26 protein-coding genes and 1 tRNA gene are annotated in these 25,097 nt (G+C 70.3%); 9 read left to right on the top strand and 18 right to left on the bottom strand.

What is annotated here, in order from left to right; all coding sequences use genetic code 11:
• Position 1 precedes the first annotated feature (1 nt).
• Both AB0I15_RS39785 and AB0I15_RS39780 read right to left on the bottom strand, forming a co-directional pair.
• Positions 2 to 649: a response regulator transcription factor gene (locus AB0I15_RS39785; protein ID WP_358107807.1), complete on the bottom strand. Its 648-nt coding sequence runs from the start codon at positions 647 to 649 to the stop codon at positions 2 to 4.
• A 70-nt stretch (positions 650 to 719) separates the two neighbouring features.
• The gene (locus tag AB0I15_RS39780; protein WP_358107804.1) at positions 720 to 1,892 is read right to left on the bottom strand and encodes a histidine kinase; all 1,173 of its coding nucleotides are present in this window, start codon (positions 1,890 to 1,892) and stop codon (positions 720 to 722) included.
• A gap of 109 nt (positions 1,893 to 2,001) precedes the next feature.
• Here AB0I15_RS39780 and AB0I15_RS39775 point away from each other — a divergent pair, with 109 nt between their 5' ends.
• A complete protein-coding gene (locus AB0I15_RS39775) occupies positions 2,002 to 3,090 on the top strand; it encodes an alpha/beta hydrolase (protein WP_358107801.1) in 1,089 nt (362 codons plus the stop codon).
• Here the strand turns inward: AB0I15_RS39775 and AB0I15_RS39770 are convergent.
• Positions 3,051 to 3,875: an NAD(P)H-binding protein gene (locus AB0I15_RS39770; RefSeq protein ID WP_358107798.1), complete on the bottom strand. Its 825-nt coding sequence runs from the start codon at positions 3,873 to 3,875 to the stop codon at positions 3,051 to 3,053. The two genes, AB0I15_RS39775 and AB0I15_RS39770, sit on opposite strands and share 40 nt — an antisense overlap.
• 62 nt (positions 3,876 to 3,937) lie before the next feature.
• Positions 3,938 to 5,113, bottom strand: a complete 1,176-nt coding sequence (locus tag AB0I15_RS39765) for an FAD-dependent monooxygenase (RefSeq protein ID WP_358107795.1) — start codon at positions 5,111 to 5,113, stop codon at positions 3,938 to 3,940.
• A gap of 60 nt (positions 5,114 to 5,173) precedes the next feature.
• On the opposite strand from AB0I15_RS39765, the gene AB0I15_RS39760 reads away from it, so the two are divergent.
• Positions 5,174 to 5,740 (top strand): TetR/AcrR family transcriptional regulator, encoded by a 567-nt coding sequence (locus tag AB0I15_RS39760; RefSeq protein ID WP_358107792.1) that lies wholly within the window; start codon positions 5,174 to 5,176, stop codon positions 5,738 to 5,740.
• A 60-nt stretch (positions 5,741 to 5,800) separates the two neighbouring features.
• On the opposite strand, the gene AB0I15_RS39755 is transcribed toward AB0I15_RS39760, so the two are convergent.
• A complete protein-coding gene (locus AB0I15_RS39755; protein ID WP_358107789.1) occupies positions 5,801 to 6,439 on the bottom strand; it encodes a maleylpyruvate isomerase N-terminal domain-containing protein in 639 nt (212 codons plus the stop codon).
• Positions 6,440 to 6,506: 67 nt separating this feature from the next.
• Positions 6,507 to 7,235 (bottom strand): nucleotidyltransferase domain-containing protein, encoded by a 729-nt coding sequence (locus AB0I15_RS39750; protein WP_358107786.1) that lies wholly within the window; start codon positions 7,233 to 7,235, stop codon positions 6,507 to 6,509.
• A 10-nt stretch (positions 7,236 to 7,245) separates the two neighbouring features.
• Between AB0I15_RS39750 and AB0I15_RS39745 the strand changes: the two genes are divergently transcribed.
• The gene (locus AB0I15_RS39745; RefSeq protein WP_358107783.1) at positions 7,246 to 8,061 is read left to right on the top strand and encodes an SDR family oxidoreductase; all 816 of its coding nucleotides are present in this window, start codon (positions 7,246 to 7,248) and stop codon (positions 8,059 to 8,061) included.
• Here AB0I15_RS39745 and AB0I15_RS39740 read toward each other — a convergent pair.
• Positions 8,048 to 8,986 carry a ribose-phosphate pyrophosphokinase gene (locus tag AB0I15_RS39740; protein WP_358107780.1) on the bottom strand — a complete coding sequence of 313 codons (939 nt, stop codon included), beginning with the start codon at positions 8,984 to 8,986 and terminating at the stop codon, positions 8,048 to 8,050. The genes AB0I15_RS39745 and AB0I15_RS39740 overlap by 14 nt on opposite strands.
• Before the next feature lie 33 nt (positions 8,987 to 9,019).
• A complete protein-coding gene (locus AB0I15_RS39735) occupies positions 9,020 to 9,646 on the bottom strand; it encodes an HAD family phosphatase (protein WP_358107777.1) in 627 nt (208 codons plus the stop codon).
• A gap of 271 nt (positions 9,647 to 9,917) precedes the next feature.
• Between AB0I15_RS39735 and AB0I15_RS39730 the strand changes: the two genes are divergently transcribed.
• Positions 9,918 to 11,705 carry an alkyl sulfatase dimerization domain-containing protein gene (locus AB0I15_RS39730; protein WP_358107774.1) on the top strand — a complete coding sequence of 596 codons (1,788 nt, stop codon included), beginning with the start codon at positions 9,918 to 9,920 and terminating at the stop codon, positions 11,703 to 11,705.
• 4 nt (positions 11,706 to 11,709) lie between these two features.
• Here AB0I15_RS39730 and AB0I15_RS39725 read toward each other — a convergent pair whose 3' ends face one another.
• Together AB0I15_RS39725 and AB0I15_RS39720 are read right to left on the bottom strand one after the other, a co-directional pair.
• A complete protein-coding gene (locus tag AB0I15_RS39725; protein WP_358107771.1) occupies positions 11,710 to 12,180 on the bottom strand; it encodes a hypothetical protein in 471 nt (156 codons plus the stop codon).
• A gap of 27 nt (positions 12,181 to 12,207) precedes the next feature.
• Entirely contained in the window at positions 12,208 to 13,623 is a 1,416-nt protein-coding gene (locus AB0I15_RS39720; RefSeq protein WP_358107768.1) for a cytosine permease, read from the bottom strand.
• A 107-nt stretch (positions 13,624 to 13,730) separates the two neighbouring features.
• Between AB0I15_RS39720 and AB0I15_RS39715 the strand changes: the two genes are divergently transcribed.
• The gene (locus AB0I15_RS39715) at positions 13,731 to 15,176 is read left to right on the top strand and encodes an MFS transporter (RefSeq protein WP_358107765.1); all 1,446 of its coding nucleotides are present in this window, start codon (positions 13,731 to 13,733) and stop codon (positions 15,174 to 15,176) included.
• A gap of 9 nt (positions 15,177 to 15,185) precedes the next feature.
• On the opposite strand, the gene AB0I15_RS39710 is transcribed toward AB0I15_RS39715, so the two are convergent.
• Positions 15,186 to 16,160, bottom strand: a complete 975-nt coding sequence (locus AB0I15_RS39710) for an NAD-dependent epimerase/dehydratase family protein (RefSeq protein WP_358107762.1) — start codon at positions 16,158 to 16,160, stop codon at positions 15,186 to 15,188.
• A gap of 243 nt (positions 16,161 to 16,403) precedes the next feature.
• Between AB0I15_RS39710 and AB0I15_RS39705 the strand changes: the two genes are divergently transcribed.
• Complete coding sequence (locus AB0I15_RS39705; RefSeq protein ID WP_358107759.1) at positions 16,404 to 17,732, top strand: ATP-binding protein; 1,329 nt, start codon at positions 16,404 to 16,406, stop codon at positions 17,730 to 17,732.
• 24 nt (positions 17,733 to 17,756) lie between these two features.
• Positions 17,757 to 18,062 carry a pyrophosphatase gene (locus AB0I15_RS39700; RefSeq protein WP_358107756.1) on the top strand — a complete coding sequence of 102 codons (306 nt, stop codon included), beginning with the start codon at positions 17,757 to 17,759 and terminating at the stop codon, positions 18,060 to 18,062.
• 54 nt (positions 18,063 to 18,116) lie between these two features.
• On the opposite strand, the gene AB0I15_RS39695 is transcribed toward AB0I15_RS39700, so the two are convergent.
• Entirely contained in the window at positions 18,117 to 19,907 is a 1,791-nt protein-coding gene (locus tag AB0I15_RS39695; protein ID WP_358107753.1) for a bifunctional metallophosphatase/5'-nucleotidase, read from the bottom strand.
• A gap of 108 nt (positions 19,908 to 20,015) precedes the next feature.
• Here AB0I15_RS39695 and mshD point away from each other — a divergent pair, with 108 nt between their 5' ends.
• Positions 20,016 to 20,924 (top strand): mycothiol synthase, encoded by a 909-nt coding sequence (gene mshD / locus AB0I15_RS39690; protein WP_358107750.1) that lies wholly within the window; start codon positions 20,016 to 20,018, stop codon positions 20,922 to 20,924.
• A gap of 12 nt (positions 20,925 to 20,936) precedes the next feature.
• On the opposite strand, the gene AB0I15_RS39685 is transcribed toward mshD, so the two are convergent.
• From AB0I15_RS39685 to dcd, 3 genes are all read right to left on the bottom strand, one after another.
• Positions 20,937 to 21,941 (bottom strand): inorganic phosphate transporter, encoded by a 1,005-nt coding sequence (locus AB0I15_RS39685; RefSeq protein ID WP_358107748.1) that lies wholly within the window; start codon positions 21,939 to 21,941, stop codon positions 20,937 to 20,939.
• A gap of 6 nt (positions 21,942 to 21,947) precedes the next feature.
• A complete protein-coding gene (locus AB0I15_RS39680; RefSeq protein ID WP_106243913.1) occupies positions 21,948 to 22,565 on the bottom strand; it encodes a DUF47 family protein in 618 nt (205 codons plus the stop codon).
• Positions 22,566 to 22,837: 272 nt separating this feature from the next.
• Positions 22,838 to 23,413: a dCTP deaminase gene (gene dcd, locus AB0I15_RS39675; protein WP_358107745.1), complete on the bottom strand. Its 576-nt coding sequence runs from the start codon at positions 23,411 to 23,413 to the stop codon at positions 22,838 to 22,840.
• Positions 23,414 to 23,523: 110 nt separating this feature from the next.
• Here dcd and AB0I15_RS39670 point away from each other — a divergent pair.
• Positions 23,524 to 23,597: transfer RNA gene (locus AB0I15_RS39670), tRNA-Gly, on the top strand.
• A gap of 41 nt (positions 23,598 to 23,638) precedes the next feature.
• Here the strand turns inward: AB0I15_RS39670 and AB0I15_RS39665 are convergent.
• The 3 genes from AB0I15_RS39665 to AB0I15_RS39655 form a co-directional block, all read right to left on the bottom strand.
• Entirely contained in the window at positions 23,639 to 24,079 is a 441-nt protein-coding gene (locus tag AB0I15_RS39665; protein WP_358107741.1) for a type II toxin-antitoxin system VapC family toxin, read from the bottom strand.
• Positions 24,072 to 24,284, bottom strand: a complete 213-nt coding sequence (locus AB0I15_RS39660) for a hypothetical protein (protein ID WP_219529428.1) — start codon at positions 24,282 to 24,284, stop codon at positions 24,072 to 24,074. The genes AB0I15_RS39665 and AB0I15_RS39660 overlap by 8 nt, the downstream gene beginning before the upstream one ends.
• 323 nt (positions 24,285 to 24,607) lie before the next feature.
• Entirely contained in the window at positions 24,608 to 24,940 is a 333-nt protein-coding gene (locus tag AB0I15_RS39655) for a helix-turn-helix transcriptional regulator (protein ID WP_358107738.1), read from the bottom strand.
• Between the last annotated feature and the right edge of the window lie 157 nt (positions 24,941 to 25,097).

Here is a 25,097-nt window from a genome sequence, read left to right as displayed (position 1 = left end):
CTCAACCCAGGTCGGCGTCGTGCACCAGGATGGCGGCCTGGACCCGGTTGGCCAGGCCGAGCTTGGCCAGCACGCGGCTGACGTGCGCCTTCACCGTGGCCTCCGTCAGGTGCAGCTCGCGGCCGACCTCGGCGTTGGACAGGCCGCGGGCCAGGGCCCTGATCACGTCCTCCTCCCGGCCGGTGAGTGCGGCGAGCTGCCTGCGGGCGGTCTCGGCGCGGGAGGGGGCGCGGTCGGCGTACGAGGCCAGCAGGCGTTTGGTGACCGACGGGGAGAGCATGGCCTGGCCGTCGGCCACCGTGCGCACGGCGGCGGCCAGCTCTCTGGGCGGGGTGTCCTTGAGCAGGAACCCGACCGCGCCCAGCCGCAGGGCCTCGTGGACGTACTCGTCGAGGCCGAACGTGGTGAGCATGATCAGCTTGGGCGGATCCGGCTCCCCGAGCAGGCGGGCGGCGGCGGTCAGGCCGTCCATGACGGGCATGCGCACATCCATCAGCACGACCTCGGGCCGCAGCCGCCGTACGGCCGACAGGGCCTCGGTGCCGTCGCGGGCCTCACCGGCGATCGCGATGTCGCCGGCCGCCTCCAGGATCAGCCGCAGCCCGGACCGTACGAGCTCCTCGTCGTCCACGACGAGCACTCTGATCACCCGGCACCCCCGGCACCCACCGGAAAGCCCTCGCTCACGCCGGGACGCGCGCTCACCGGCAACCCGCCGCTCATGCCGGGATCCGGGCGCTCACGAGGAAGCCGCCGCCGTCCTGGGCGCAGGTGCGCAGGGTGCCGCCGAGCAGTTCGACGCGCTCCCGCAGCCCCACCAGGCCCCAGCCCGCCCCGGGCAACTCCTCGCCCGGCGCGCCGGACGCCGCGTTGCGCACCTCCACCTCCAGCTCGCCGGCCCCGTAGCGGATGCGCACGTCCGTGCTCGCGTCCCCCGCGTGCTTGTGCACGTTGGTGAGCGCCTCCTGAACCACCCGGTACGCCGTCCGCTCCACCGCCGCGCCCACCGCCCGCGGATCGCCCTCGTCGTGCCTGGTCACCGCGATGCCCAGGGCACGTGACTGGTCGAGCAGCCGGTCGAGGTCGCCGAGCGTGGGCGGCGGCCGATAGGCGGCCTCGTCGCGTGGAGACGCCGGCGGCGCCCCGGTCGCGGCCCCGCCTGTGGGCCCGCCGTCGGGCACGGCGTCGCGTGGAGGCGAGCGCAGCACGCCGAGGACGTCGCGCAGGTTGGACAGGGCTTCCCGGCCGATCCCGCCGATCATGGCCGCGGCCCGCGCCGTCTCGTCGTCGGCCGTCCGCACCTCGAGAGCCCCGGCGTGCAGCACGATCAGCGAGACCCGGTGGGCCACGACGTCGTGCATCTCCCTGGCGATCCTGGCCCGCTCCTGGGCCCGGGCCTGCTCGGCCCGCATGACCTGCTCGCGTTCGAGCCGCGCGGCCCGCTCCGCGGCGGTTTCCCGCCTGGCCCGCGTCCACAGCCCCAGGACCAGCGGCAGCCCGATCGCGCCCGCCGCCATGAACAGCGCGTTGCCCAGGGTCGCGGTCATCAGCTCCGGCAGGCCGCCGCGCCACGCGCCCACCAGCGCCGAGGTCACGCACACCACGAGGCTGCCGGCGAGGTAGGCGGCGATGCCGCGGCTCCGGTCGAGACGGAGGCCCGCGTAGTAGGAGGCGACGATCACCGGCGGCCACAGCACCAGCCCGGCGTAGGCGACGGCCGCGACTGCGGCCAGTGGCCACCAGGACCGGTGCGCGTACCAGGCGGCCACGCCCGCGATCGCGGCGATCGGGACCAGCGCCGGGAACGGCAGGCCCGACGGCACCCCGGCCTGCCCGGTCAGGGTGACCAGCGAGAGCCCGGACACACCCGCGCCGAGGAGAACGAACCGCATGGCCACAGCGTATGCGGCGGCCCGGGAAGGGCTTTACGACGAAAGTAGTAAGAGCCGATCGACGATCGGGGCGGACGCCCGGAGGCCCACGACGCCCAGGGTGGTGCCCATGAAGAGAATCCTGGCCGTCACGGCCACGTCGTTGCTCGTCCTGGGCGCCGCACCGCAAGCGCAGGCGGACACGCTCGCCCTGCCGGAGCCGACCGGGTCGAAGCCCGTCGGCACGACCACCCTCCACCTGGTCGACAAGAGCCGCCCCGACCCGTGGAACCCCGAGGCGGACGAGCGGGAGCTGCTGGTCACGCTCTGGTACCCGGCGCGGAAGGCCGTGGACAAGCGCAGGCCGTACATGACGCCGCAGGAGTCGGCCGCGGTCCTGCAGCCCTACAAGAACGTCCCCCCGGACGCGCTCACCAAGGTCAGGACGTACGCCGGGGTGGACGCCCCGGTGCGCGGAGGGCGGCTGCCGCTCGTCGTCATGTCACCCGGGTTCACCTTCCCGCGCGCCACCCTGACCTCGCTGGGGGAGGACCTCGCCAGCAGGGGATACCTGGTCGCGGCCGTGGAGCACACGTACGAGTCGGCCGCCACCACGTTCCCCGACGGCCGGACCACCTCCTGCCTGGCCTGCGTGAAGGGCCAGGACGGCGCCAAGGTCGCCGCGAGCCGGGTGAAGGACGTGGGGTTCGTGCTCGACGAGCTGGCCGGGAGCCGGTGGGGCAAGGTGATCGACCGGTCCAGGATCGCCATGGCCGGCCACTCCATGGGCGGCAACAGCTCCGCCCAGGCGCTGCTCGGCGACCGGCGGGTGAAGGCCGGCGTCAACCTGGACGGCACGTTCGATCCGATCGTGGCGCCGCTCAAGCGGCCCTTCCTGCTGATCGGCGCGCCGGCGTCGCACACGCCCGGTGGCACCGACGAATCCTGGCCGCGGTCCTGGGCCAACCTGAGCGGCCCGAAGCGCTGGATCACGGTGGCGGGGACCGACCACGCGGCGTTCGTGGACTACGCCGTGCTCAGGAAGCCGCTCGGCATCCCCGCCCAGGAGCTCGACGGCGCGCGGGCGCTGGAGATCACCCGCGCCCACCTCGCGAGCTTCCTCGACCGGCACCTGCTCGGTAAGCGCACCCCGGTCAAGGACTATCCCGAGGTCACCGATCACTCGCGGAAGGCGTCGGCGTTCTCCGACGCCCACTGAGCGAAGGAGCGCGCGTCCCGGCCGGTCACCTCGCGGACGGTCGGGACCACCGTGTAGCCGATCTCCGGGGTGTCGCCGAGCGCGCTGACGAGGAACTCGATGGTCTGCTCGCCCATCCCGTCGGCGGCCCACTTGGCCCGCGCCTGCGCCACGGTCAGCTCCACGAACGGCACCTCCGTGCCGATCGCCGTGCCCAGGATCGCCACCTTCTCGCGCAGCGTGATCGCCTCAGGCCCGGTCAGCGTGTACTCCCGCCCGCCATGGCCGCCCTCGACCAGCACGGTCGCGGCCACGGCGGCGATGTCGCGCTCGTGCACCAGCGCGCTCAGCCGGTCGCCGAACGGCTCCTTGATGACGCCTTCCGTCCTGATGGTGTGCGCCCACCAGCGCAGCGTGTTGGACATGAACTCGACGGGGTGGAGCAGCGTCCACTCCAGGTCGGTGGCGGCCAGGGCCTGCTCGAGCGGGCCGTCCGCGCGCCCGCCGAGCACCGTGACCCGCCGCACGCCGGCCTCGGCGGCCAGCTCGACGAGCCGGGCGCCGTCCGGCAGGGGCGCGTAGTCGTCGCCCGCGAAGTTGATGAGGTGCGCTCCGACGACGCCCTCGAAGGCGGCGGCCACGGAGCCGGGGTCGGCGAGGTCTCCGGCGACCACCTCGACGCCCTCGGGAAGCGCGGCCTTGGCGGGGTTCCTGGACAGGGCCCGGACCCGCTGCCCGGCCTCGAGGAGCTCCTCGACGACGAGACGGCCGACGGTCCCGGTGGCACCGGTGACGAGGAAGGTCATGACGAACCCCTTTACTGTACGGAACGGAACGTTCTGCTCTTACGATATCAGAACGGAACGCTTTATTCCATATAGTTCTTGAGCGAGATGGCGTTCGCCGCGCGGTGGATGGGCCCGGTCACCCGCTCGATCATCCGATCCCGGCCGGGTAAGCGCGGCAGCAGCCTCATGAGCTTGAGCTGGATCCACAGCGCGGCCTTGGAGTCGATGACCATGCCCTTGACGTTGGCCGGCCCGAGCGCCTGGTTGGCCTCGACGAACGGCCGCAGCTCGCGTTCGTAGCCCTCCGCGCCGCCGCCCGTGGCCAGCTCGCCCGCCAGCACGTACGCCCCCACGATCGCCAGGCTCGTGCCCTGCCCCGAGGCCGGGGAGGCGCAGTAGCCCGCGTCGCCCACGAGCAGGACCCGCCCCTTCGACCAGTGGTCCATGTGGATCTGGCTGACCGAGTCGAAGTAGAAGTCCTTGGCGCCGCGCACGGACTCCAGCAGCTCGGGCACCTCCCATCCGGCCCCGGCCATGGCCTGCGTCAGCAGCGCCTTCTGACCGGCGACGTCGCGGTGGTCGTAGGCCAGCGGCGGCGACGACCACATGAACAGGGCCTTGGCGCCGGTGTCCTGCCGGGTGCTGTAGACGTTCGCGGTCCGGCCGACGGACGCGTGCACGGCCTCCTCGCGGTCGAGGCCAAGAGTGTTGGGCACGGTGCAGATCGAGATGTAGTAGCCGAGGTCGCGGACGAAACGGGACTCCTCGCCGAAGGCGATCCGCCTGGTCGTGGAGTGGGCCCCGTCGGCTCCCACGATGAAGTCGAACCTGCGCTGCGGCGAGCGCTCGAACGTCACCGTGCCGTCCTCGGCGATGGCGGTGACGGAGTCGTCGAAGAGGTATTCGACGTCGTCGCGGGTCAGGTCGTACAGGAGCTCGTTGAGGTCGCCGCGCATGATCTCGAGGTCGTCGCCCGTGCGCCCGCCGAACAGCGCCGCGTCCAGGGTGGCGACCGGGCGGCCCTGGGCGTCGTAGTGGGTGGCGACGCGCATGTCCGTGCTCCGGGCGCGGACCGCCTCCAGCAGCCCCATGCGCTCGATGACCTGGAGGGCCGCGCCGCGCACGTCCACCTTGTAGCCGCCCTCGCGGATCGCGGGGGCCCGTTCGACCACGGTCACCGTGAAGCCGTGCCGCCGCAGCCAGTAGGCGGTCGTGGTGCCGGCGATGCTCGCGCCTGAGATGAGAATGTTCGTCATGTCCCTGACGGTACATCTGTCTGAGACGCTTGTCTAGGACGATTGTGCTAATCTCTGGATATGGGAAACAGGGAAGATCTGCTGGCGGGGGCGAAACGGTGCCTGATCGAGAAGGGCTACACGCGCACGACGGCGCGTGACATAGCCACCGCGTCCGGCGTGAGCCTGGCGGGCATCGGCTACCACTTCAAGTCGAAGGAGGCGCTGATGAACGAGGCGCTCTTCGCGGCGATGCAGGAGTGGGGCGACGAGCTGGGGGCGACCCTGGCGGCCGACATCCGGCCGGACGCCACGCCGCTGGAGCGGTTCGAGGCGGCGTGGGATCGGGTGGTGGAGTCGTTCACCCGGCTGCGGCCGCTGTGGGTGACGCAGTTCGAGCTGCTCGGGCAGATCGATCACGTGCCGGAGGTGCGCGAGCAGCTCGTGCGCGGCATCAAGGAGGCGCGGCTGGGGCTGGCGGAGTTGTTCGAGGGGGCCGTGCTGGGCGGCGATCCCGAGCGGGAGCGCCTCACCGGGACCGTCTACCAGGCCATGCTGACGGGCTTCCTGTCACAGTGGCTGCTCGACCCGGACAGCGCGCTCTCGGGCCGCGAGGTCGTCACGGCCCTGCGCATGATCGCCGGTTAGGCCCCCTCACCGCCCGCGACGCTCCGCCGATCACGGTGAGGGCGGTGAGAGAAGGGCTGCTCAGAAGGCGCTGATCGTCGCCGGCGCCCGCTCGGTGCGGCTCAGCGTGCGGATCACCGCCGTGGCCCCGTGGCGGTGCACGGCCAGCCGGGCCAGCAGCTCCACCACCGGGTCGATCACGGACGTGGGCAGCTCAGGGGTCTCCAGCCCCACGCTGGCCGCCAGGTCGTCGGAGTGCACGACCAGCTCCACCAGCCGGGTGAGCAGGAAGTCGTCGAGCCGCAGCGACCACCCGGCCCACGGCAGGTGCACGACCCGGTCGGCCGGCTCCGCGCGCAGCGCGGCGCTCTGCAGCTCCAGCATCGCCTGCGCCCGCTCCGTCAGCACCCCGGGCCCGGCCGCCGCGGCCGCCTCACCGCCGCGCCTGACGCTCAGGTTGCTCTCGTGGTCGAGCCCCGCCTGCACCCACGGCGAGCGCGAGAAGTGCTCGATGAGGGAGATCGGCTCCTGCGCCTCCCCGTTGGGCGCCAGCACGTCGCCGACCCTGACGAGCTGGTGAGCCACGTGCCCGGCCAGCCCCGCGACGCTGAACTCCATGAGCGCGCTCGGCTTGTCCCATGCCGCCGCCACGGCCGGCTCACGCAGGAGCGACACCGCCGACGCCGCGGCCGTCAGATAGGACTGCCTGCTTTCCCCCATTTGCCGCCCTCTCCCCAGGTTCACGTGGGTACCTCGCGCACACCACTATGCAGGAGACAACCGACAATCAGGCCAGGGTCTTCCTGATCGCGGACCTGACGAACGCGCGGGTGAGCCGGGCCCTCCTGAACCGGCTCAGCACCGGGGGCGGCGTGCCGTACCGGCGGGCGCGGATGTCGGCCACCACCTTCTCCGGCGCGCCCATCCCGGGCAGCAGGTCGAGGGCCTCGCGTTTGGTGATCATGCGGCCTTCGCGCAGGGTGACCGCGGCCCTGGCGACCGTCAGCGGGCCCAGGTCCACCCAGATGTCCTGCAGCCAGCGCCGCCGCCCCTTCGTCTTGGCCAGCCAGTAGTCGCGCAGATCCGCCCGTACGAACGCGGCCAGCTCCTCGTCGGACACCGGCGGCAGCAACTCCGCGGGCGGTGGCCCGTACAGCACCAGGGGGGCCTCGTGCAGCTCGCGCCGGGTCACCGCGGTGACCGGACGCCGGAAGATGCGTTCGTGGGCCCACGTCACGTGCTCGGCCGCGAGGTCGTCCATTTCCTGCCTGGCCACGTAGGAGCAGTGCACCAGGCTCGCCAGCGGCGGCTCGAGCGCTCGGTGCACGGCCTTGATCCGGCGCCACTGCTCCATCGTCACCGGGGAGTCCACCAGCGCGATCAGGTCGAGGTCGCTGCGTCCCGGCTGGTAGTCACCGGTCCCGAGCGAGCCGTGCGCCCAGAGCGCGACGAGGGGAACGGCCGGTTCGACACCCTCCAGAAAAAGCCTTAGCAGGCGTTCGGTCGCTGCGTGCATGATGGCAACTATGATCGATTCACGGCTGACTGGAAAGGTCGCCTTGATCACCGGCGCCAATCACGGCATCGGCGCGGCGACGGCGACGGCGCTGGCCGCCGAAGGCGTGGCGGTCTTCCTGACCTACAAGCGGCTCGCCCCCACGAACGAACCGGCCTATCCGCCCGACTACGACCGCGCGCGGTCGGGCGGCGCCGGCGAGGTGGTGCGGCGCATCCGCGAGGCCGGCGGCACGGCGGAGGCGGCCGAGGCCGACCTGGCCGATCCCGAGACCCCGAAAGCCCTCTTCGACCAGGCCGAGAAGTCCCTCGGGCCGGTCGAGATCCTGGTCAACAACGCCAGCGGCTGGCTCAGCGACACCTTCACGCCCACCGAGCGCGACGGCTTCGGCCGCCCCCTGCGCATGGTGGACGCCGAGACCCACGACCGGCAGTTCGCCGTCGACGTGCGCGCGCCCGCGCTGCTCATCGCCGAGTTCGCCCGGCGGCACCGCGAGCGCGGCGCGGACTGGGGCCGCATCATCGGCCTGACCTCCGGCGGCCCCGGCGGCTTCCCGACCGAGGTCTCCTACGGCGCGGCGAAGGCGGCGCAGGAGAACTACACCATGTCGGCCGCGCACGAGCTCGGCCAGTACGGCATCACGGCCAACATGGTTCACCCGCCCGTGACCGACACCGGCTGGGTCAACGAGGAAGTGGAGAAGATGGTCGCCGCCAGCGGGGTGCTGCGCGAGGTCGCCCAGCCTGAGGACGTCGCCGAGGTGATCACCTTCCTGGCCTCGCATCAGGGGCGCCGGGTCACGGGGCAACTCCTCAGGATGTACTGAACAGGGCGCTCACCGACTCGCCGTCGTGGATGCGGCGCATGGCCTCGGCCAGGGCGGGCGCGATCGACAGCACGGTGAGCTTGTCGCTGGGCTTGGGCGGCGGCACGGTGTTGGTGCAGACGATCTCCTCGACCTCCGGCAGCGCGCTCAGCCGCTCGATCGCGCCGCCCGCGAACAGGCCGTGCGTGCACGCCACCCGTACGGACCTGACCCGCTGCTCGCGCAGCCGGTCGAGCAGCTCGATGACCGTGCTGCCCTTGGCGATCTCGTCGTCGAGGATGATCACGTCCTTGCCGGTCACCTCGCCGATCACGGAGCTGATCACCACGCGGTCGTCGTTGAAGCGCTGTTTGGCGCCCATGGCGACCCCGGTGCCGAGCATGCGGGCGAAGTGGGCGGCCTCCTTGGCGTTGCCGAGGTCGGGGGAGACGACGACCGTGTTGGACAGGTCGTAGCCGCGGAAGTGGATGGCCAGCTCGCGCAGCGCGTGGAGATGGTCGACGGGGACACTGAAGAAGCCGTGCACCTGCGGAGAGTGCAGCGTCATCGCCAGCACCCGGCTGGCGCCCGCCGTCACCATCAGGTCGGCCACGAGCCGCGCGCCGATGGAGATGCGCGGCGCGTCCTTCTTGTCGGAGCGCGCGAACGCGTAGTGAGGCATCACCACCGTCGTCCTGGCCGCGGACGCGCCGCGGGCGGCGTCCAGCATGAGCAGCAGCTCGACCAGGTGCTCCTGTACGGGCGGCACGAGCGGTTGGATGAGGAACACGTCGCGCTCGCGGCAGTTGGCCTGCAACTGCACTTCGAGCACGTCGTTGGCGAAGCGTTGGACCTTGACGGGATGGAGTGGCGTGCCCAGGTGGGCGCAGATCTCCGCGGCCAGGTCGGGATGGGCGCTGCCGCTGAAAACCGTGATGTCTCGCACGATTCCGTAATCGTAGCCACCCCGGGCCGCGTTTTACGAGAGCGCCCCCGGAGTGAGCGCGCCGAGATCGGGCAGCACGCGCCAGGCCAGGGCCAGCGCGTCGGGCGCCGGCGGGTAGCGGGGGTGCGGGATGGCGATCACGCGCATGCCGGCCGCGTACGCCGAGCGCAGTCCGTTGCTGGAGTCCTCGACCGCCACGCACGCCCCCGGCTCCACCTCGATCCGGCGGGCCGCCTCCACATAGCCGTCGGGCGCCGGCTTGCCGCGCGGCACCTCCTCGGTGGAGACCGTGGCCGCGAAATACTCGGCCAGCCCGGCCGCGTCCAGCACGACGTCGATCAGCCGGCGCGGGGACGAGCTGGCCAGCCCCAGCGTGAGGCTCGCGGACAGCCGCCGCACCGCCTCCACTGCCCCGGGCATCAGCGGCACCCCGTCCCGGTAACGCGCGGCCATCTCCTCCACGACCCCGCGCGCGATCTCGTCAGGCTCCATCCGGACCCCGAGTTCGCGCAGGTAGGCCGCCCACTCGCCGGTGCTCATCCCCATGAGCCTGGACTGCGTGTCGGGCTGCCAGGCGCCACCGTGCTCGGCCACGAACGCGCGCCGCACCTCCTCCCACACGGGCTCGGAGTCCACCAGCACGCCATCGAGGTCGAACACGCACGCTTCCATGAGGATCAAGACAATCACATGGCTCAGCCAGTCTTCCGGCGGTCGCGTACTTACAGGAGATCCTGGGCGCGCCCGTCGTGCTGATGGGCTTCATGCTCCCCGACGACCGGGTCCACGCCCCGAACGAGCGCATGCGGCTGCCGGTGCTCTGGCGGGCCACGGAGACCTGCCTCTGGCTGCTGTCCATATTGCCCGAGATTCATCCTATTAGGGGTGTTCATTGAGCTACCGAGGCTGAATCCGGGGCATGCGCCTAGGCATGGCAGACCTTCCATTTCACGACAGGGCCGACTTCGAGGACGCCGACCGCGGATTCATCGCGAAGCTCAGCCCAGCCGTGATCACGGCGGCGGACGGCAGGGTCGTCTGGGACGGCGACTCCTACGACTTCCTCCAGGAGGACTGTCCCGATACGGCCCATCCCAGCCTCTGGCGCCAGGCCGGCCTCTGCGCCAGACAGGGCCTGTACGAGGTCGCCGACGGCGTCTACCAGGTACGCGGCCTGGACCTGTCGAACATGACGCTGGTCGAGGGCGAACACGGCGTCGTCGTGCTCGACCCGCTCGTCTCCACCGAGTGCGCCGCCGCCGCGCTGCGGCTCTACCGCTCCCACCGCGGCGACCGCCCGGTCACCGGCGTCCTCTACACGCACACCCGCCCCGACCACTTCGGCGGCGTACGCGGCGTGACCGGCGGCGACGTGCCGATCCTGGCCCCCGACGGGTTCATGGAGCACGCGGTCGCCGAGTACGTCTACACCGGCCCCGCCATGATCCGCCGTGCCGTCTACGTGTACGGCCCCGCCCTGTCCCGCTCGCCGGAGGGCCAGATCGGCGCCGGGCTCGGCATGACCGCCTCGACGGGCACCATGTCGCTCATTCCGCCCACCGCCGAGATCGCCCGTACCGGACAGGAGGAGACGATCGACGGCGTCCGGATGCTCTTCCAGCTCACCCCGGCCGCCGGGATGAACGTGCTCTTCCCCGGCCGCCGCGCCCTCTGCCTGGCCGAGAACGCCACCCACTCCCAGTACGACGTCATGCCCCTGCGCGGCGGCGCCGTCCGCGACGCCCGTGCCTGGGCGCGGCACCTGACCGAGACCATCGCCCTGTTCGCCCCCCACGCCGACGTGGCCTTCGCCAGCCACCACTGGCCCACCTGGGGCGGCGACCGCGTCCAACGCTTCCTCGCGCAGCAGCGCGACCTGTACGCCTACCTGCACGACCAGACGCTGCGCCTGCTCAACAAGGGCCTGACCGGCCCCGAGATCGCCGAGGTCCTGCACCTGCCGCCCGAGCTGGAGCAGGCCTGGCACACGCACGGCTACGCCGGCTCGGCCAGCCACAACGTCAAGGCCGTCTACCAGCGTTACCTGGGCTGGTTCGACGGCAACCCGGCTCACCTGTGGGAGCACCCGCCCCGCGAGAGCGCCCTCCGCTACGTCGAATGCCTCGGCGGCGGCGCGGGCGTGGTCGCGTTCGCCAGGCGCTACATCGACGAGAACGACCTGCGCTTCGCCGCCGAGCTGCTCAACCACGCCGTCTTCGCCGACGAGGGCAACAAGGAGGCCCGCGACCTGCTGGCCGAGGTCTACACGCGGCTCGGCCAGGGCGCCGAGAACGCCACCTGGCGCAACTGCTATCTCATGGGCGCCCTGGAGCTGGCCGACGGAATCGTGCCCGCCACCTCGGAGACCACCTCGCCCGACTTTTTCGCCGCGCTGACCGTGGAGCAGATCTTCGACTCGCTCGCCATCCGGGTGGACGGCCCGCGGGCCTGGCACGAGCGCCTGGCCATCGACTGGTACCTCACCGACCTGGGAGAGCGCCACCGTACGACGCTGTCCAACGGCGCGCTCATCCAGCAGGCGAACCCGCCGGACGAGACGGCCGACCTGACCCTGCGGCTGACCAAGGCCCAGCTCGCCGGCCTGCTGGCGGGCAAGGGCGTCGAGGCCGTGCACCGCGAGGGCGACACGACGGCGCTGAAGCGGCTGGTCGCGGTGCTGGACCGGCCGGTGCCCGACTTCGCCGTGGTGACCGCCTGACGGCCTACCGCTGCTCCATCTCGGCGCGCAGCGCCTTGCAGGCGAGCGCGAGCAGCGTCGTCACGACCGCCGCTAGGCCGGGCCCGAGCAGCAGCGGCAGGGTCAGCCCGCCCGCGTGCCAGGCCCCCGCGATGATCGCGGTCGACGTCAGCGCCGACACCCCGAACATCGCCCCCCACAGCGGCAGCACGTGCAGGTAGGCGAACAGCAGCGGGAACGCCAGCCACACGAACGGCGGCGCCGTCACGGCCAGCGTGAGCCACCCGGCGGTCACCAGCCCGAGCCACACCCGGGCGGGCAGGGGCCTGGGCTCGATCGCCGGACCGGCGGCGTAGAGGAGGGCGAGCAGCAGGCCGCCGGCGGCCTCGGCCACGCGGTCCTCGCGCAGCGCGGTGACCACGGCGATCGTCAGCACCCCGAAGGCGGTGACGTGCACCGCCCACCGCAGCAGCCGCAACGGAATGTCCATCATCAACTACCAAGCGTAACTGCTGCGTCACTCTCAGGCGCGACGTCTCCGCATGACGGCCGTGAGCGCGAAATACAGGAGCCCGGCCAGCACGAGCGCGATGACCACGCCGACATTGGCCCCGCCGAACGTGCCCGCCTTCATCTCGGCGCTCATCAGGAACCCGACGACCTTGGCGATGTTCTCGTCCTGCGAGGTGATGAGCCCGAGCCCGGCCACCGACGCCACGACCAGCGAGACCAGGCCGGCCCAGTTCAGGGCGGGCGCGCCGGGACGCAGCAGGCGCTCGTCGTAGGCCCGGCCAGCCGCGCGCAGCCGCCACATGTCCACCAGGAAGATCGCCGCCCAGGCGGCCATCACGACGCCGGCGATCGCCAGGAACGCCTGGAAGGTGTAGAGGAAGCTCGTCGAGACGAACAGCAGGTAGTAGCCGCCGAGCACCATGAGCAGCCCGTCGATCAGCACCGCGTAGTGCCGCCTGATCGGCACGCCCAGCGCCAGCATCGACAGCCCCGACGAGTAGATGTCCATGATCGCGCCGGCCAGGAAACCGCCGATGGCGGTCAGCAGGTACGGCAGCAGGAACCACGTCGGCAACGCCCCCGCCAGCGCCGCCACCGGGTCCGCGCCCGCCGCCTCGGCCAGCTTCGGGTCGCCGCCCGCCAGCAGCACGCCGAACACCAGCAGCACCATCGGCGGCAGCGCGCCTCCGAGCATCGTCCACAGCGCCACGGACCGGGGCCGGGAGTCCGACGGCAGGTAGCGGGAGTAGTCGGCGCCGCAGTTGACCCAGCCGAGCCCGAGCAGGGTCATGGCGAAGATGACCCCGCCCAGCCAGCCGCCGGGGCCCGCCGTGGTCTCCAGCGAGCCGCCGCCCAGCCGGGGCGCCATGAGGGCCATGTAGACGACCGTCAGGACGACGAACGCGTACGTCAGGTAGCGCTGCACCGCCATGATCATCGCGTGGCCGTACACGCCGACCGCGATCACCACCACGGCCGCGACGGCGAAGCACACGGCGGTGGCCGTGGCGGCGGGTATGCCGGGGGCCAGTCGCGCGAGGATCGCCGCGCCGCTCTGGGCGGAGAGCGTGACGAGCACGATCTCCCAGCCGACATTCGAGACGTACGAGAACAGGGCCGGCAGCTTGTTGCCCTGATACCCGAACGGCGCCCGCCCCAGCGTCATCGTCGGCACCCCGGACCGGGCGCCGCCGACGGCGACGAGGCCGACGAGGAGGAAGGAGAGGGCGTATCCGACGGCGCCGGTGATGATCGCGGGCACCACGCCCAGGCCGAGGCCGAGCCCGACGATGTAGACGCCGAACGCCACCCCGAACAGGGAGAGATTGGAGCCGGCCCAGGGCCAGAACAGGTCGCGGGGCCGACCATGGCGCTCGGCCTCGGGGACCGCGTTGATGCCGTTCTGCTCGACGGCCATCGTGTCCATGATCGGACGGTACCCACCGGGCCATCCCGCAGGCAAAGAAAAACTCGGCGGGCGATATTTAGTGATCTGGAGGGAATCATCAGGCCGATGCACATGGGGCTGCCGTGATGGGGGCATCCGGACTCGACACGCGAAGACGCGCACTGGGCGTGTGCCTGGTGGCGGCGTTCATGACTGGGCTGGACGTGAGCATCGTCAACGTGGCGCTGCCCTCGATCCGCGAGGGGCTGAGCGCCTCCGAGGACGGTCTCCAGTGGACCCTGTCCGGTTACGCGCTCACGTTCGGCCTCCTCCTGGTCCCGGCCGGGCGGCTGGGTGACGCCAGGAGCCGCCGCGCGCTCTTCATGGGGGGCGTGGTCCTGTTCACCCTCGCCAGCGCCGCCTGCGGCTTCGCCTGGAACATGCACGTGCTGATCGTGGCCCGCCTGATCCAGGGCATGGCGGCCGGAACGCTGAACCCGCAGGTCTCGGGCCTGATCCAGCAGATGTTCCAGGGCTACGAACGCGGCCGGGCCTTCGGCGCGCTCGGCGCCACCATCGGCGTGTCCACGGCCGCCGGGCCGCTCATCGGCGGGACGCTGGTCACGGTCTTCGGCCCCGAGCTCGGCTGGCGATGGGTGTTCCTGGTGAACGTCCCCATCGGGATGGTGCTGCTCCCGCTGGCCTGGCGGCTGCTGCCGCGACCGCACATCACGAAGGCCCGGCACGAGAGCATGGACCCGGTGGGCGTGCTGCTGCTGGGCGTCGGGGTGGCGGGGCTGCTGCTGCCGTTCATCCAGCGGCACCAGTGGGAGAGCGAGGCCAAGTGGCTGCTGGTCCCCGCCTCGCTCGCGGTGCTGGCCGGATTCGTGGTCTGGGAGCGGATCTATCCGCGAGAGCCGCTGGTGAACCTGTCGCTGTTCCGCAAACGCTCCTACAGCCTCGGTACGGCCATCGCGCTGTTCTACTTCGCCGGCTTCACCGGCATCTTCTTCATCTTCACCCTGTACCTGCAGAGCGGCCACCACTACAGCGCGCTGCTGGCGGGGCTGGCGATCACGCCGTTCGCGCTCGGCTCGGCCTCGGCCTCCGTGGTCGGTGGCCGGCTCGTCTCGCGGGCCGGGCGGCGGGTCGTGACGGTCGGGCTGACGATGGTCATCGCCGGGCTGCTCGCGACCATGGGCGCGACCGTGCTCGTGCCCGGCCAGGCGGTGGGCCTGGCGACCGCGCTGCCGCTGCTGGTGGCGGGCATGGGCAGCGGCCTGGTCATCTCGCCGAACCAGGCGATCACGCTGTCGGAGGTGCCGCCTGAGGGCGGGGGGAGCGCGGCCGGGGTGCTGCAGACGGGGCAGCGGCTGGGGTCGGCCATCGGGATCGCGGCGGCGGGCTCGACGTTCTTCGGCGCGCTGGGCGAGGGCTGGTCGACGGCCTTCCGGCACGGACTGGTCGTGGTGCTGGCGTCCGTCCTCATCGCCCTGTCGGCGGCCGTCTACGACCTCATCCGCACCCACCGCGAACGCGGGGAAGGCGGGGAACGCGGTGAGCGCGGCGAGGTCTCCGAGCCGGAGCGGTGAGGTCCTGGCTCAGAGCAGTGAGGCCTCCAGGGCCGGGTCGAGCCCCACGGCCGGCCGGTCGGGCCGCATGGGCGCCGTCCCCCCGATGCTCCGCAGCCACCTCCACGTGTCCGCCACCGTCTCCGCCATGGGCCGGAACCGCAGCCCCGCCGCCACCGCCTTCGACACCTCGGCCCCGTGCATGAAGTCGTGATCCTCGCCCGTCAGCCAGATCGGCAGGTCGAGCCACGGCCGCACCCCGGCCGCCAGCAGCCGGTCCGCGCCTGTCCACCGCAGGTCGGCATCGGAGCCGGTCACCTTCACGCACGTCTCGAGCAGCTCCCGCATCGTGGTGAACCCCGGCGGGCTCACCACGTTGAACGCCCCGCCGACCCCGCGCGCCCCCGCCTCCAGGCACCACACGGCCAGGTCGCGGGCGTCGATGTACTGCAGCCCGGTGTCCCCGGGCGCCGGCGCGACCACCGGCCCGCCACGCGCGACGCGGGTGAGCCACCACGGCAGCCGCCCGATGTTCTCGTAGGGCCCGAGGATCAGCCCGGCCCTGGCCAGCAGCGCCCGCTCCCCGAACGCGGCCACGGCCCCCAGCTCCGCCCCCGCCTTGTTACGGGCGTAGTCGCCGTCACCGTCGTCGGCCGAGGCCGCCACCACCGGCGCGCTCTCGTCGGCCCCGAACGGCACCGGATCGGCGTAGACCGACCGGCTGGACACGTAGACGTAGTGACCGGCCCGCCCGGCCAGCAGCGAGGCGGTGTCCCTGACCGCCGAGGGCGCCCATGACCAGGTGTCGACCACGACGTCCCACTCGCCGCTCTCCAGCGCGGCCAGCCCGCCGGGAGCCGACCGGTCGCCGCGCAACGCCGTCACCCCCGCGGCCGGCCCGTGGTTGCCCCGGTTGAACGTCGTCACCGCCCACCCCAGCGCCAGGGCCTCCTCGACGACCGCCCGACCCACGAACTCCGTGCCACCCAGCACCAGAACCTTCATGACACCCACCCTGGCGGCCGGAACGCCCGCGCGGAAGACGGGCACGCCCTCAGCGGAATCGCCAGCAGCGAACCCTGGCAAGCCGAATACGGTACGTGTTCACCACGTGCTCGCGAAAATCGCGTAATCCCAGATCGACGCCGTCCTATTGCGACCGCCCTCGGCGGGTAAATGTCACAGACAGTGACGTGTGGAGGTGGGATGGCGATACGGCGGTGCATTCCGCACTCGATCAGGGCACGCTTGACCACGATCGCGGTCCTGGTGGCCGCGGTGGTCTTCACCGGCACGTCCGCGCTCACGCTCGCCACCGTCCCCGAGAACCTGCACGGCGTCGTCTACGCCAGGGTCGAGCTGGCCGTCCGGCGGGTGGCCGGCGAGGCCCGTATGGAGCGGCTGCCCCGCGTGCTGGAGACCCCGGCGCGCGTCCAGCTCCTGCGGGTGGTCTCGACGGACGGCAAGGTGCTGGCGAGCAGCCACTCCTTCCCCGAGGACGAGCGCGTCACCATGTTCCGGCCGGCCAAGTACGGGACCATCTACACCACCGTGCTCAACCTGTCGCGCCGCCCGGACGAGTCCGAGACCAACTACCTGGTCATGGCCATGATGGTGCACACGCCGGATGGTCCCGTCATCGTCTACGGGGCCTCGTCGCTGGCCGACGTGGAGCGGGCGCTCAAATGGATCTACATCCTGGCCTTCCTCGGCCCGCCGCTCACCCTGCTGATCGTCGGGGCCATCACGTGGGCGGCGGTCGGGTCCGCCCTGCGCCCGGTCGAGCGCATCCGGGCCGAGCTGGCCGAGATCACCGGCCAGGACCTCAGCCGGCGCGTACCCGTACCCGACACGGGCGACGAGATCACCGGCCTGGCCATCACCACCAACCACACCCTCGACCGCCTCGAACGCTCCGCCGAGACCCAGCGCCGCTTCGTCGCCGACGCCTCGCACGAGCTGCGCAGCCCCATCTCCGCCCTGCGCGCCCAGCTCGAGGTGGCCAACGCCTACCCCGACGAGACGGACTGGCCGGCCACGGGCCGGCGGTCGCTGGCCGCCACCGACCGCCTCACCGGCATCATCGACGAGCTGCTGATGCTGGCCAAGCTCGACGCGGGCGCGCTCACGGAGCGGCGCGTGGTGGACCTGTGCCGCCTGGCCGAGGACCAGCTACGCCGCCGCGAGGGCGCCAGAGTGCCCATCCGCGTCGTCCGGTGCGAGGCGGCCCCCGTCTTCGGCTCGTCCATGCAGCTCGACCGCCTCCTGACGAACCTTCTCGACAACGCCACCCGGCACGCCGCCACCGTGATCGAGCTGGAGGTGGTCGTCGAAGGGGACCGGGTGGTGGTGACGGTGACCGACGACGGCGGCGGGATCCTGCCGGAGGACAGGGAGCGGGTCTTCGAACGCTTCACCCGCCTGGAGGACGCCAGGGCCAAGGACAAGGGCGGCAGCGGCCTCGGGCTGGCCCTCTCCAGAGAGATCGCCGTCGCCCACGGCGGCACCCTCACCATCGCCGACCACGAGCCGGGAGCGAGGTTCGTGCTCGTTCTGCCGTTGTACGGAGAAGCCTGAGCCGGCCTGCCTAGACTCGGCGGCATGGATCTGAGCCAGCTCTCTGACGAGGTCGAATCCATCTCCATCCGCTACGCGCAGAAAATGGGGATCGAACGTGATGACACCTGGTTCCTGCTCAAACTCCAGGAGGAGATCGGAGAGCTGACCCAGGCGTTCCTCATGCGCACCGGCCGGGCCAGGACCAAGGGCCGGACGGAGGAGGAACTCGACCTCAACTTCCGGGCGGAGCTGGCCGACGTGCTGTGCCAGGTGGTGCTCATGGCCCGCCACCACGGGGTGGACCTGCAGGCGGAGATCGACCGTAAGTGGATGATCTGGAAGCGGTAGGAGGGCGTACGGCAGGAGAAAGGGCCCGCTTCGGGGAAGCGGGCCCTTCGCGGGTCAGTCGGTCGCGGTGATGCGGTTGGTCGCGGGCGGGGCGATGGGGTTGTTCCTGCCGAGGTGGTCGACGAACGCGTCGATGTCCAGCGGCCCGCTCCACAGGCCGGTGCCGTCCCTGAAGGCCAGGAAGGCGTCGCCGCCGCCGACCAGGAAGTTGTTGGCGGCCACGCGGATCGGCTGCGTGTCCGTCACCGGCACTCCGTCGATCTTCATGTTCGACACCTTCGAGCCCCAGGCGGCGCCGCGGCTGTAGGTGTAGGTGAAGTTCGCCGAGGGCTGCAGGATCTTGGTGAACGCCTGGTTGTTCGGGCCGCCGGTGAACTGCTGCTCCAGCACCGTCTTGAGCTGGGCGCCGGTCAGCGTGACGACCTGCATCAGGTTGTTGAAGGGCTGCACGGTGAACGCCTCACCGTAGGTGACGACGCCGTTGCCCTCGTTCGCGGGCGAGGTCGCGTACGACAGCGAGGCCCGTACGCCGCCCGGGTTCATCAGCGCGATCTGGGCTTCGCCGCCCGTCTTCGTCGCGGCGAGCTGGGCGTCGGCGATGAGGTTGCCGAGGGCGGACTCGCCGGAGGGCACGGCCGCGTTGGTGATGTCGGCGGTGATCGTACCGACCGCCCTGTTGGCGACCGGGGCGACGCGGTCCTTCCACGTCTGTACGAACGCCGAAATTTCAGGATCCGCGGCTACGGTGCGGGTCACGACGTGGTTGTCCGCCACGACGGACGCACGGTCGACGTCCCGGGTCGCGCCGTTCACCTTGAAGTCGACCTGCGTGATGACGCGGCCGAACGAACCGCCCTGGGAGTAGACGCGGTCGTTGCCCGCCGGGTCCTTGACCTTGCACAGGTACGCCTGGTGCGAGTGACCGCTGAGAATGAGGTCGATCTCCGAGTCCACCTGCGTGGCGATGCGGTTGCCCGCCCCCGGGACGGCGCTGCAGGCGTCCGGCGACTGGCCGGCGTTCACCTGGTCGCCCTCGTGCACCAGGACGACCTGCGCCTTCACCCCGACCAGCTTGAGCAGCCTGGAGGCGACGTTCGCGGCCTTGACCTCGTCCACGAACTTGAGGTCCTTGATGCCCTCGCTCGTGACGATGCTCGGCGTGGTCTGCGTGACGAGGCCGATGAAGCCGACCGGCACGCCGTTCATCCACTTGATGCTGACCGGCGGCAGCGCGGGCACACCCCAGTCGGCCAGTTCCTGCTTGACCCTGCCCGAGTCGGCGCCGCCGAGCGCGGCGAGCGCGTCGGTCTCCGCGTTGGGGTCCTTGAACAGGACGTTCGCGCCCACGTAGTCGAACTTGGCGCCCTTCCACTCACCGGCGGGCGAGCAGCCGTCCACCGGGTGACAGCCGCCCTTCATGATCCGGCGCAGCTCGGTGTAGCCCTCGTCGAACTCGTGGTTGCCCACCGCGGCCACCTTGAGCCCCAGTTTGTCCAGGAACTCGATCGACGGCTCGTCGTGGTAGGCCGCCGAGATCAGCGGCGTCGCCCCGATGAGGTCGCCCTGGGCCACGGCGATGGTGTTCTCGTCGGCCAGGGCCTTCATGTGCGTGGCGACGTAGGCCGCGCCGCCGGCGTCGACCGTGTTGCCGTGCTCGTCGACCATGCGGCCGGAGGACCCGGTCGGTGGCTCGAGGTTGCCGTGGAAGTCGTTGAGCGCGAGCAGCCGGACGGGGAGCATCCTGGGGGCTGCCTTGCTCGCGTCCGCCGGGAGGGTGGCGAGCAGGACCGCCCCCGAGGCGACCGCTCCGGCCAGCGCCAGCCGGAGGAAGGAACGAGACGTCATGGCCACAGACGTTACGGCGGGAATCTATGCAGCCAATGTCGCAAAGGTAACGATTTGCCGGGCTGTCACATGGCGTTATTTGCCAGTCGGACGCCTAGAGTTCGTTCCGTGAGCGCAAAAGTGGATGTCAGGGGACGACTCGATGACGGAGAGATCGCCGAGGTGCTCGGCCTGGTGGAGGCGGCGACGGAGGCCGACGGCGTCCGCCCGCTGAACGAGCACGTGATGCTGCACCTCCGCTACGGCGGTGATCCGCAGGCCCGTTCCCTGCTGATCCACGCGGGCGACACCCTGGTCGGCTACGCCCACGTCGACCCCACCGACGAGGTCGAGGGCCCGAGCGTCGAGCTGGTCATCCACCCGGCCCACCGCCTGCACGGACACGGCACCCGCCTGCTGAGCGCGATCATGGACCTGACGGGCGGCCGGCCACGCCTGTGGGCCCACGGCGACCACCCGGGCGCCGAAGCCCTCGCGACCGCGTTCGGCTTCGCCCGGGTCCGCTCCTTGTGGCAGATGCGCCGCTCCCTCTTCGCTCCCCTGTCGGTCCACGCGCTGCCCGACGGGGTGAGCCTGCGCACGTTCGTACCCGGTCAGGACGAGGAGGCCTGGCTCAAGGTCAACGCCGCGGCCTTCGCCCACCACCCCGAGCAGGGCGCGTGGACGATGGACGACCTGCTGCGGCGCGAGCAGGAGCCCTGGTTCGACCCCGACGGCTTCTTCCTGGCCTTCCGGGGCGACCGGCTCGTCGGCTTCCACTGGACGAAGATCCACGGCTCCTCCGACCACGGCCACGAACCCCTCGGAGAGGTCTACGTCGTCGGCGTCGACCCCACCCAGCAGGGCACCGGCCTGGGCAAGTCGCTCACCCTGGCCGGCCTGACCCACCTGCGCTCGCGTGGTCTCGCCCAGGCGATGCTGTACGTGGACGAGACCAACACGGCGGCCATCAGACTGTACGAGTCCCTCGGCTTCAACCGCTGGGACGCGGACGTCATGTACGCCCCCGGCGAATGAGCCGTCCGGCGGCTATTCGACGATGGCGTGCAGGATGAAATAGGAGACGGCCGCCACCAGTGCGGCGGCCGGGATGGTCAGGATCCAGGCGGTGATGATGTTCCCCGCCACGCCCCACCGCACGGCGCTGAGCCGCTTGGTGGCGCCCACGCCCATGATCGCCGAGGTGATCGTGTGCGTGGTGGAGATGGGGGCGCCGAACCCGATGGCCGCCCCGTACAGCACGGTCGCGGCCGCCGACTCCGCGGCGAAGCCCTGGGGCGGGTCGAGCGCGATGATGCGCCGTCCGAGCGTACGCATGATGCGCCACCCGCCCGCGTACGTCCCCAGCGAGATCGCCCCCGCCGCGGCGAGGATGACCCACTGCGGGATCGGATCCGTCGGCTGCGCGAAGCCGCCGACGGTGAGTGACAGGAAGATCACACCCATCGTCTTCTGCGCGTCCTGCAGCCCGTGCCCGAGCGCCATGGCGGCGGCCGAGACGGTCTGCGCGTAGCGGAAGCCGCGGTTGGTCTTGCCCGGCTGGCTGTTGCGGAAGATCCAATATATTGCGATCATGATCGCTGCGGCGAGGCTGAACCCGATCAGCGGCGACAGGATCATCGGGATGACGACCTTCTCCACGACGCCGTCCCAGTGCACCACGCTGGCCGAGGCCAGCGCGGAGCCCACCAGGCCGCCGATGAGCGCATGACTGGAGGAGGAAGGCAGGCCGAAATACCAGGTGATCAGGTTCCAGGTGATCGCGCCGATGAGGCCCGCGGCCACGATCACCAGGCCGTGTGATCCGTTCGGGGCGTCGATGATGCCCTTGCCGACCGTCTGGGCGACCTGGGTGCCCAGGTGGGCGCCGATGAAGTTCATGGCCGCGGCCATGAACAACGCGGCCCTGGGGGTCAGGGCCCGGGTCGAGACGGAGGTGGCGATGGCGTTCGCCGCGTCGTGGAAGCCATTGGTGTAGTCGAAGATCAGGGCGATGACGACCACGCCGATGACGAGGCCGAGCGTGAGGTCCACCGGAGCCTAGCTTTCCTTGACCGCGATCGACTCGACGGTGTTGGCCACGTGCTCGAAGGCGTCGGCCGCCTCTTCGAGGGCGTCGACGACCTCCTTCATCTTCATGACGGTGAGGGCGTCGTACTCACCGCTGAACAGCTTGGCCAGCAGCCTCCTGTAGACCTGGTCGCCCTGGTTCTCGAGGCGGTTGACCTCGATCCAGTACTCGTTGAGGTTCTTCATGGAGCGCAGCCGCGGCATGGCCTCGGCGGTCAGCTCGGCCGCCCGCTCCAGCACCTCGACCTGCCGGACGACATCCTTGGGGAGGTGGTCGATCTGGTACAGGACGATGAGGTCGGAGGCCGCCTCCATGGCGTCCATCACGTCGTCGAGGTTGGAGGCGAGGCGGTAGATGTCCTCGCGGTCGAAGGGAGTGATGAAGCTCTCATTGAGCCGGTTCATGATCGCATGGGTGCGTTCGTCCCCGGCGTGCTCGCAGGCGCGCATCTTCTCGGCCAGGGCCTCCCTGTCCGATCCGTCACTAATGATCTCAACCAGCAAACGGGATGCCGTGACCAGGTTGTTCGCCGAGTCGGCGAACAGGTCGTAGTAGCTGTCCTCACGTGGCGTGAGACGCAGGCGCACGTCGTTCTCCAGATGTGCGGGGATGGTCCGTGGAAGAGGGTATGGCCTACCAGGCGAAATGCGAACTTCATGTTCCCTTCGCCTACTGGCTACCCGGCGTATGTTGTGCGACACCGGAGTTGCGTGTAGTTTCAGCGGCTTTTTTCCGGCTCGCCCTGCTTTTACGCAGCTCGCACCATCTCCGAGCCCCCTCCCCGACTCTGGCGGACGCGGGGCGCCGAGGCCATGTTCACCCGTCAGTTCGCCCCAAGTTCACCTGATGTTCATCTAAGTCACATCTTCGTTCGGTGGAAATTCCGGAACGACCGCGACGGCGTGGGGCCCCGCTGGCCCTGGTAGCGCGAGCCGTACTTGTCGGAGCCGTACGGGTGCTCGGCCGGCGAACTCAGCCTGAACACGCACAACTGCCCGATCTTCATCCCCGGCCACAGCTTGATCGGCAACGTGGCCACGTTGGACAACTCCAGCGTGACATGCCCACTGAACCCCGGATCGATGAACCCGGCCGTCGAGTGCGTCAGCAACCCGAGCCGCCCCAGCGAACTCTTCCCCTCCAGCCGCGAGGCCAGATCGTCGGGCAGCGTGACGACCTCGTACGTGGAGGCCAGCACGAACTCGCCGGGATGCAGAATGAACGGATCGTCCCCATCCGGCTCGACCATCCGCGTGAGATCCGGCTGCTCCTCACTGGGGTCGATGTGCGGGTAGCGATGGTTCTCGAACACCCGAAAGAACCGGTCGAGCCGTACGTCGATGCTGGAGGGCTGGATCATCTCCGGATGAAAGGGCTCAAGCCCGAGCCGGCCGGCGTCGATCTCGGCAAGGATGTCACGGTCGGATAGCAGCACGGTGAGCAACCTACCGTCCGGGGGAGGCTCGGGGGGAAAGTGTGCGGCGCTGAGATTGCTGAAGTGGGCCAAGTTTCCGCTACAGTGGGGGACGCGACTTCGGGTCGTGCGCGGGTGTAGTTCAATGGCAGAACATCAGCTTCCCAAGCTGACAGCGCGGGTTCGATTCCCGTCACCCGCTCCAGCGTTCGTGTAACAGTGTTCAGTCCCATCGCTCAGCGGTGATCACTGAGGGCTTGCGTCTTTAAGGAGTTCGGTCTCGACGACGCCATCAAGCGCCCGGTGGAGTTTTGCGTCGGTGGTCAGCAGCGGAACCTCTCGATCGCGAGCAAGCTGTGCGAAGACAGCGTCATACATGCGCAACGTCAACCGCACCGCCAGGGCGGCGGCCCGCTCCAACCGGTCGGCGTCCACGGGATAGACCCGGACACCGAGCTCGTCAATGATCCGAACGGCCGCAATGAACTCATCTGCGGACAGCCGACCCGCGAGCAGACCCTTCTTTCGCAGCACTCCGGCAACCTCAATCCGCGCGAAGTCCGCTGTCTCCAATTTTACCCGGCCGTGCAGGAAGTCGTCCCGGATCTGGCGGGCGTGCTCATAGCCAGGTTGATCGACGAACCACCGTAGGAACACACCGGTGTCCACGACGTACGCGTCAGCCACGCGCGCCTTCCCGGAGACGGTCCAGTTCCTCGTCGACACCCGTCACACCGCGCATCCGCTCCTGAACCCGCTCCATAATGGCCAGCGCTCGCTCACGCCGACCAGCCGTCTCAAGGTTCTCGCGGACAAGTGCGAGAACCGGCTGGACACGGTCATCCGGGAGCCGATCGACCAGAGCATGCAACTCTTCACGCATCGCGCTCATGCTCGCAGTCTACGCCTCGCCAGGCTCGCCTCCCGGGCCATTTGTGCAGAGCGAGGCAGACCGGTGGCCGTGCCCGTTGTGTGCCCGTTCGCAGAGCGATCTACGGAGGCTAAGGGGGACTCACGGTCACTTGACCGGCATACGCCCAGGTCAGTGTTTCCCCAGCTCAGCCTGAGTAATCTTGAAAGAGTTCCCAAGCTGACAGCGCGGGTTCGATTCCTGTCACCCGCTCCAACTGCGAAGGTTCAGGTCGGGGCTGGCACGGTCAAGGCGCTGAACCATTTGGCTGTGAGACTATTTGGCTGCGAGTCGGCGCGCCCTACTCAGGCAACTTTCCAGGTTCGGTCACCCAGCGTAGCTACGAGATCCAAGTGACCCCCGAGCGCGGCGATGTACTCTCGTACGACGTCGATGCCGGACACTTCGCCATGCTCGATCTTGGAGATGCGAGCTTGGCTGACTCCCAAGGTGTGGGCGAGTTCAGCCTGGGTGACGCCGGCGGCCTGACGGATCTCGGCGAGCTGGAATCCGCGGACGTACGCTTCGCGGCGTTCACGCGCAACGGCTTCCCCAGCAGCGCGTTCCGTCTCGTCTCGCGGGTCGAGGGCTGCCGCCTTGGCCTTGACATCCGACCACTTGCTGTACCGAGTGCTCATCGCTCCTCCTGCTCTTCTTGCTTGAGCGTGATCAAGTGCTGGGCAAATCGTTCATCAGCCAGTGGGCTAATTCCATCCTGAAATCGCAGGTCATGCCCCTTGTCTGAGTTTGTTTGGCGGTGTTCGGGTAGGTGGTGACGCCTGATCATGGTGGGTG

This window comes from Nonomuraea sp. NPDC050643 (assembly GCF_040654715.1).
In the GTDB taxonomy this organism is placed as follows: Bacteria; Actinomycetota; Actinomycetes; order Streptosporangiales; family Streptosporangiaceae; genus Nonomuraea.
The sequence above is the reverse complement of the archived record's forward strand: the minus strand, read 5'-3'. Positions and strand labels throughout refer to the sequence as shown.

Coding starts and splice junctions, on each gene's coding strand:
- AB0I15_RS39780 (WP_358107804.1), bottom strand. CDS start 1,892: ATGCGGTTCGTTCTCCTCGGCGCGGGTGTGTCCGGGCTCTCGCTGGTC.
- AB0I15_RS39775 (WP_358107801.1), top strand. CDS start 2,002: ATGAAGAGAATCCTGGCCGTCACGGCCACGTCGTTGCTCGTCCTGGGC.
- AB0I15_RS39770 (WP_358107798.1), bottom strand. CDS start 3,875: ATGACCTTCCTCGTCACCGGTGCCACCGGGACCGTCGGCCGTCTCGTC.
- AB0I15_RS39765 (WP_358107795.1), bottom strand. CDS start 5,113: ATGACGAACATTCTCATCTCAGGCGCGAGCATCGCCGGCACCACGACC.
- AB0I15_RS39760 (WP_358107792.1), top strand. CDS start 5,174: ATGGGAAACAGGGAAGATCTGCTGGCGGGGGCGAAACGGTGCCTGATC.
- AB0I15_RS39755 (WP_358107789.1), bottom strand. CDS start 6,439: ATGGGGGAAAGCAGGCAGTCCTATCTGACGGCCGCGGCGTCGGCGGTG.
- AB0I15_RS39750 (WP_358107786.1), bottom strand. CDS start 7,235: ATGCACGCAGCGACCGAACGCCTGCTAAGGCTTTTTCTGGAGGGTGTC.
- AB0I15_RS39745 (WP_358107783.1), top strand. CDS start 7,246: ATGATCGATTCACGGCTGACTGGAAAGGTCGCCTTGATCACCGGCGCC.
- AB0I15_RS39730 (WP_358107774.1), top strand. CDS start 9,918: ATGGCAGACCTTCCATTTCACGACAGGGCCGACTTCGAGGACGCCGAC.
- AB0I15_RS39720 (WP_358107768.1), bottom strand. CDS start 13,623: ATGGACACGATGGCCGTCGAGCAGAACGGCATCAACGCGGTCCCCGAG.
- AB0I15_RS39715 (WP_358107765.1), top strand. CDS start 13,731: ATGGGGGCATCCGGACTCGACACGCGAAGACGCGCACTGGGCGTGTGC.
- AB0I15_RS39710 (WP_358107762.1), bottom strand. CDS start 16,160: ATGAAGGTTCTGGTGCTGGGTGGCACGGAGTTCGTGGGTCGGGCGGTC.
- AB0I15_RS39700 (WP_358107756.1), top strand. CDS start 17,757: ATGGATCTGAGCCAGCTCTCTGACGAGGTCGAATCCATCTCCATCCGC.
- AB0I15_RS39695 (WP_358107753.1), bottom strand. CDS start 19,907: ATGACGTCTCGTTCCTTCCTCCGGCTGGCGCTGGCCGGAGCGGTCGCC.
- AB0I15_RS39660 (WP_219529428.1), bottom strand. CDS start 24,284: ATGAGCGCGATGCGTGAAGAGTTGCATGCTCTGGTCGATCGGCTCCCG.
- AB0I15_RS39655 (WP_358107738.1), bottom strand. CDS start 24,940: ATGAGCACTCGGTACAGCAAGTGGTCGGATGTCAAGGCCAAGGCGGCA.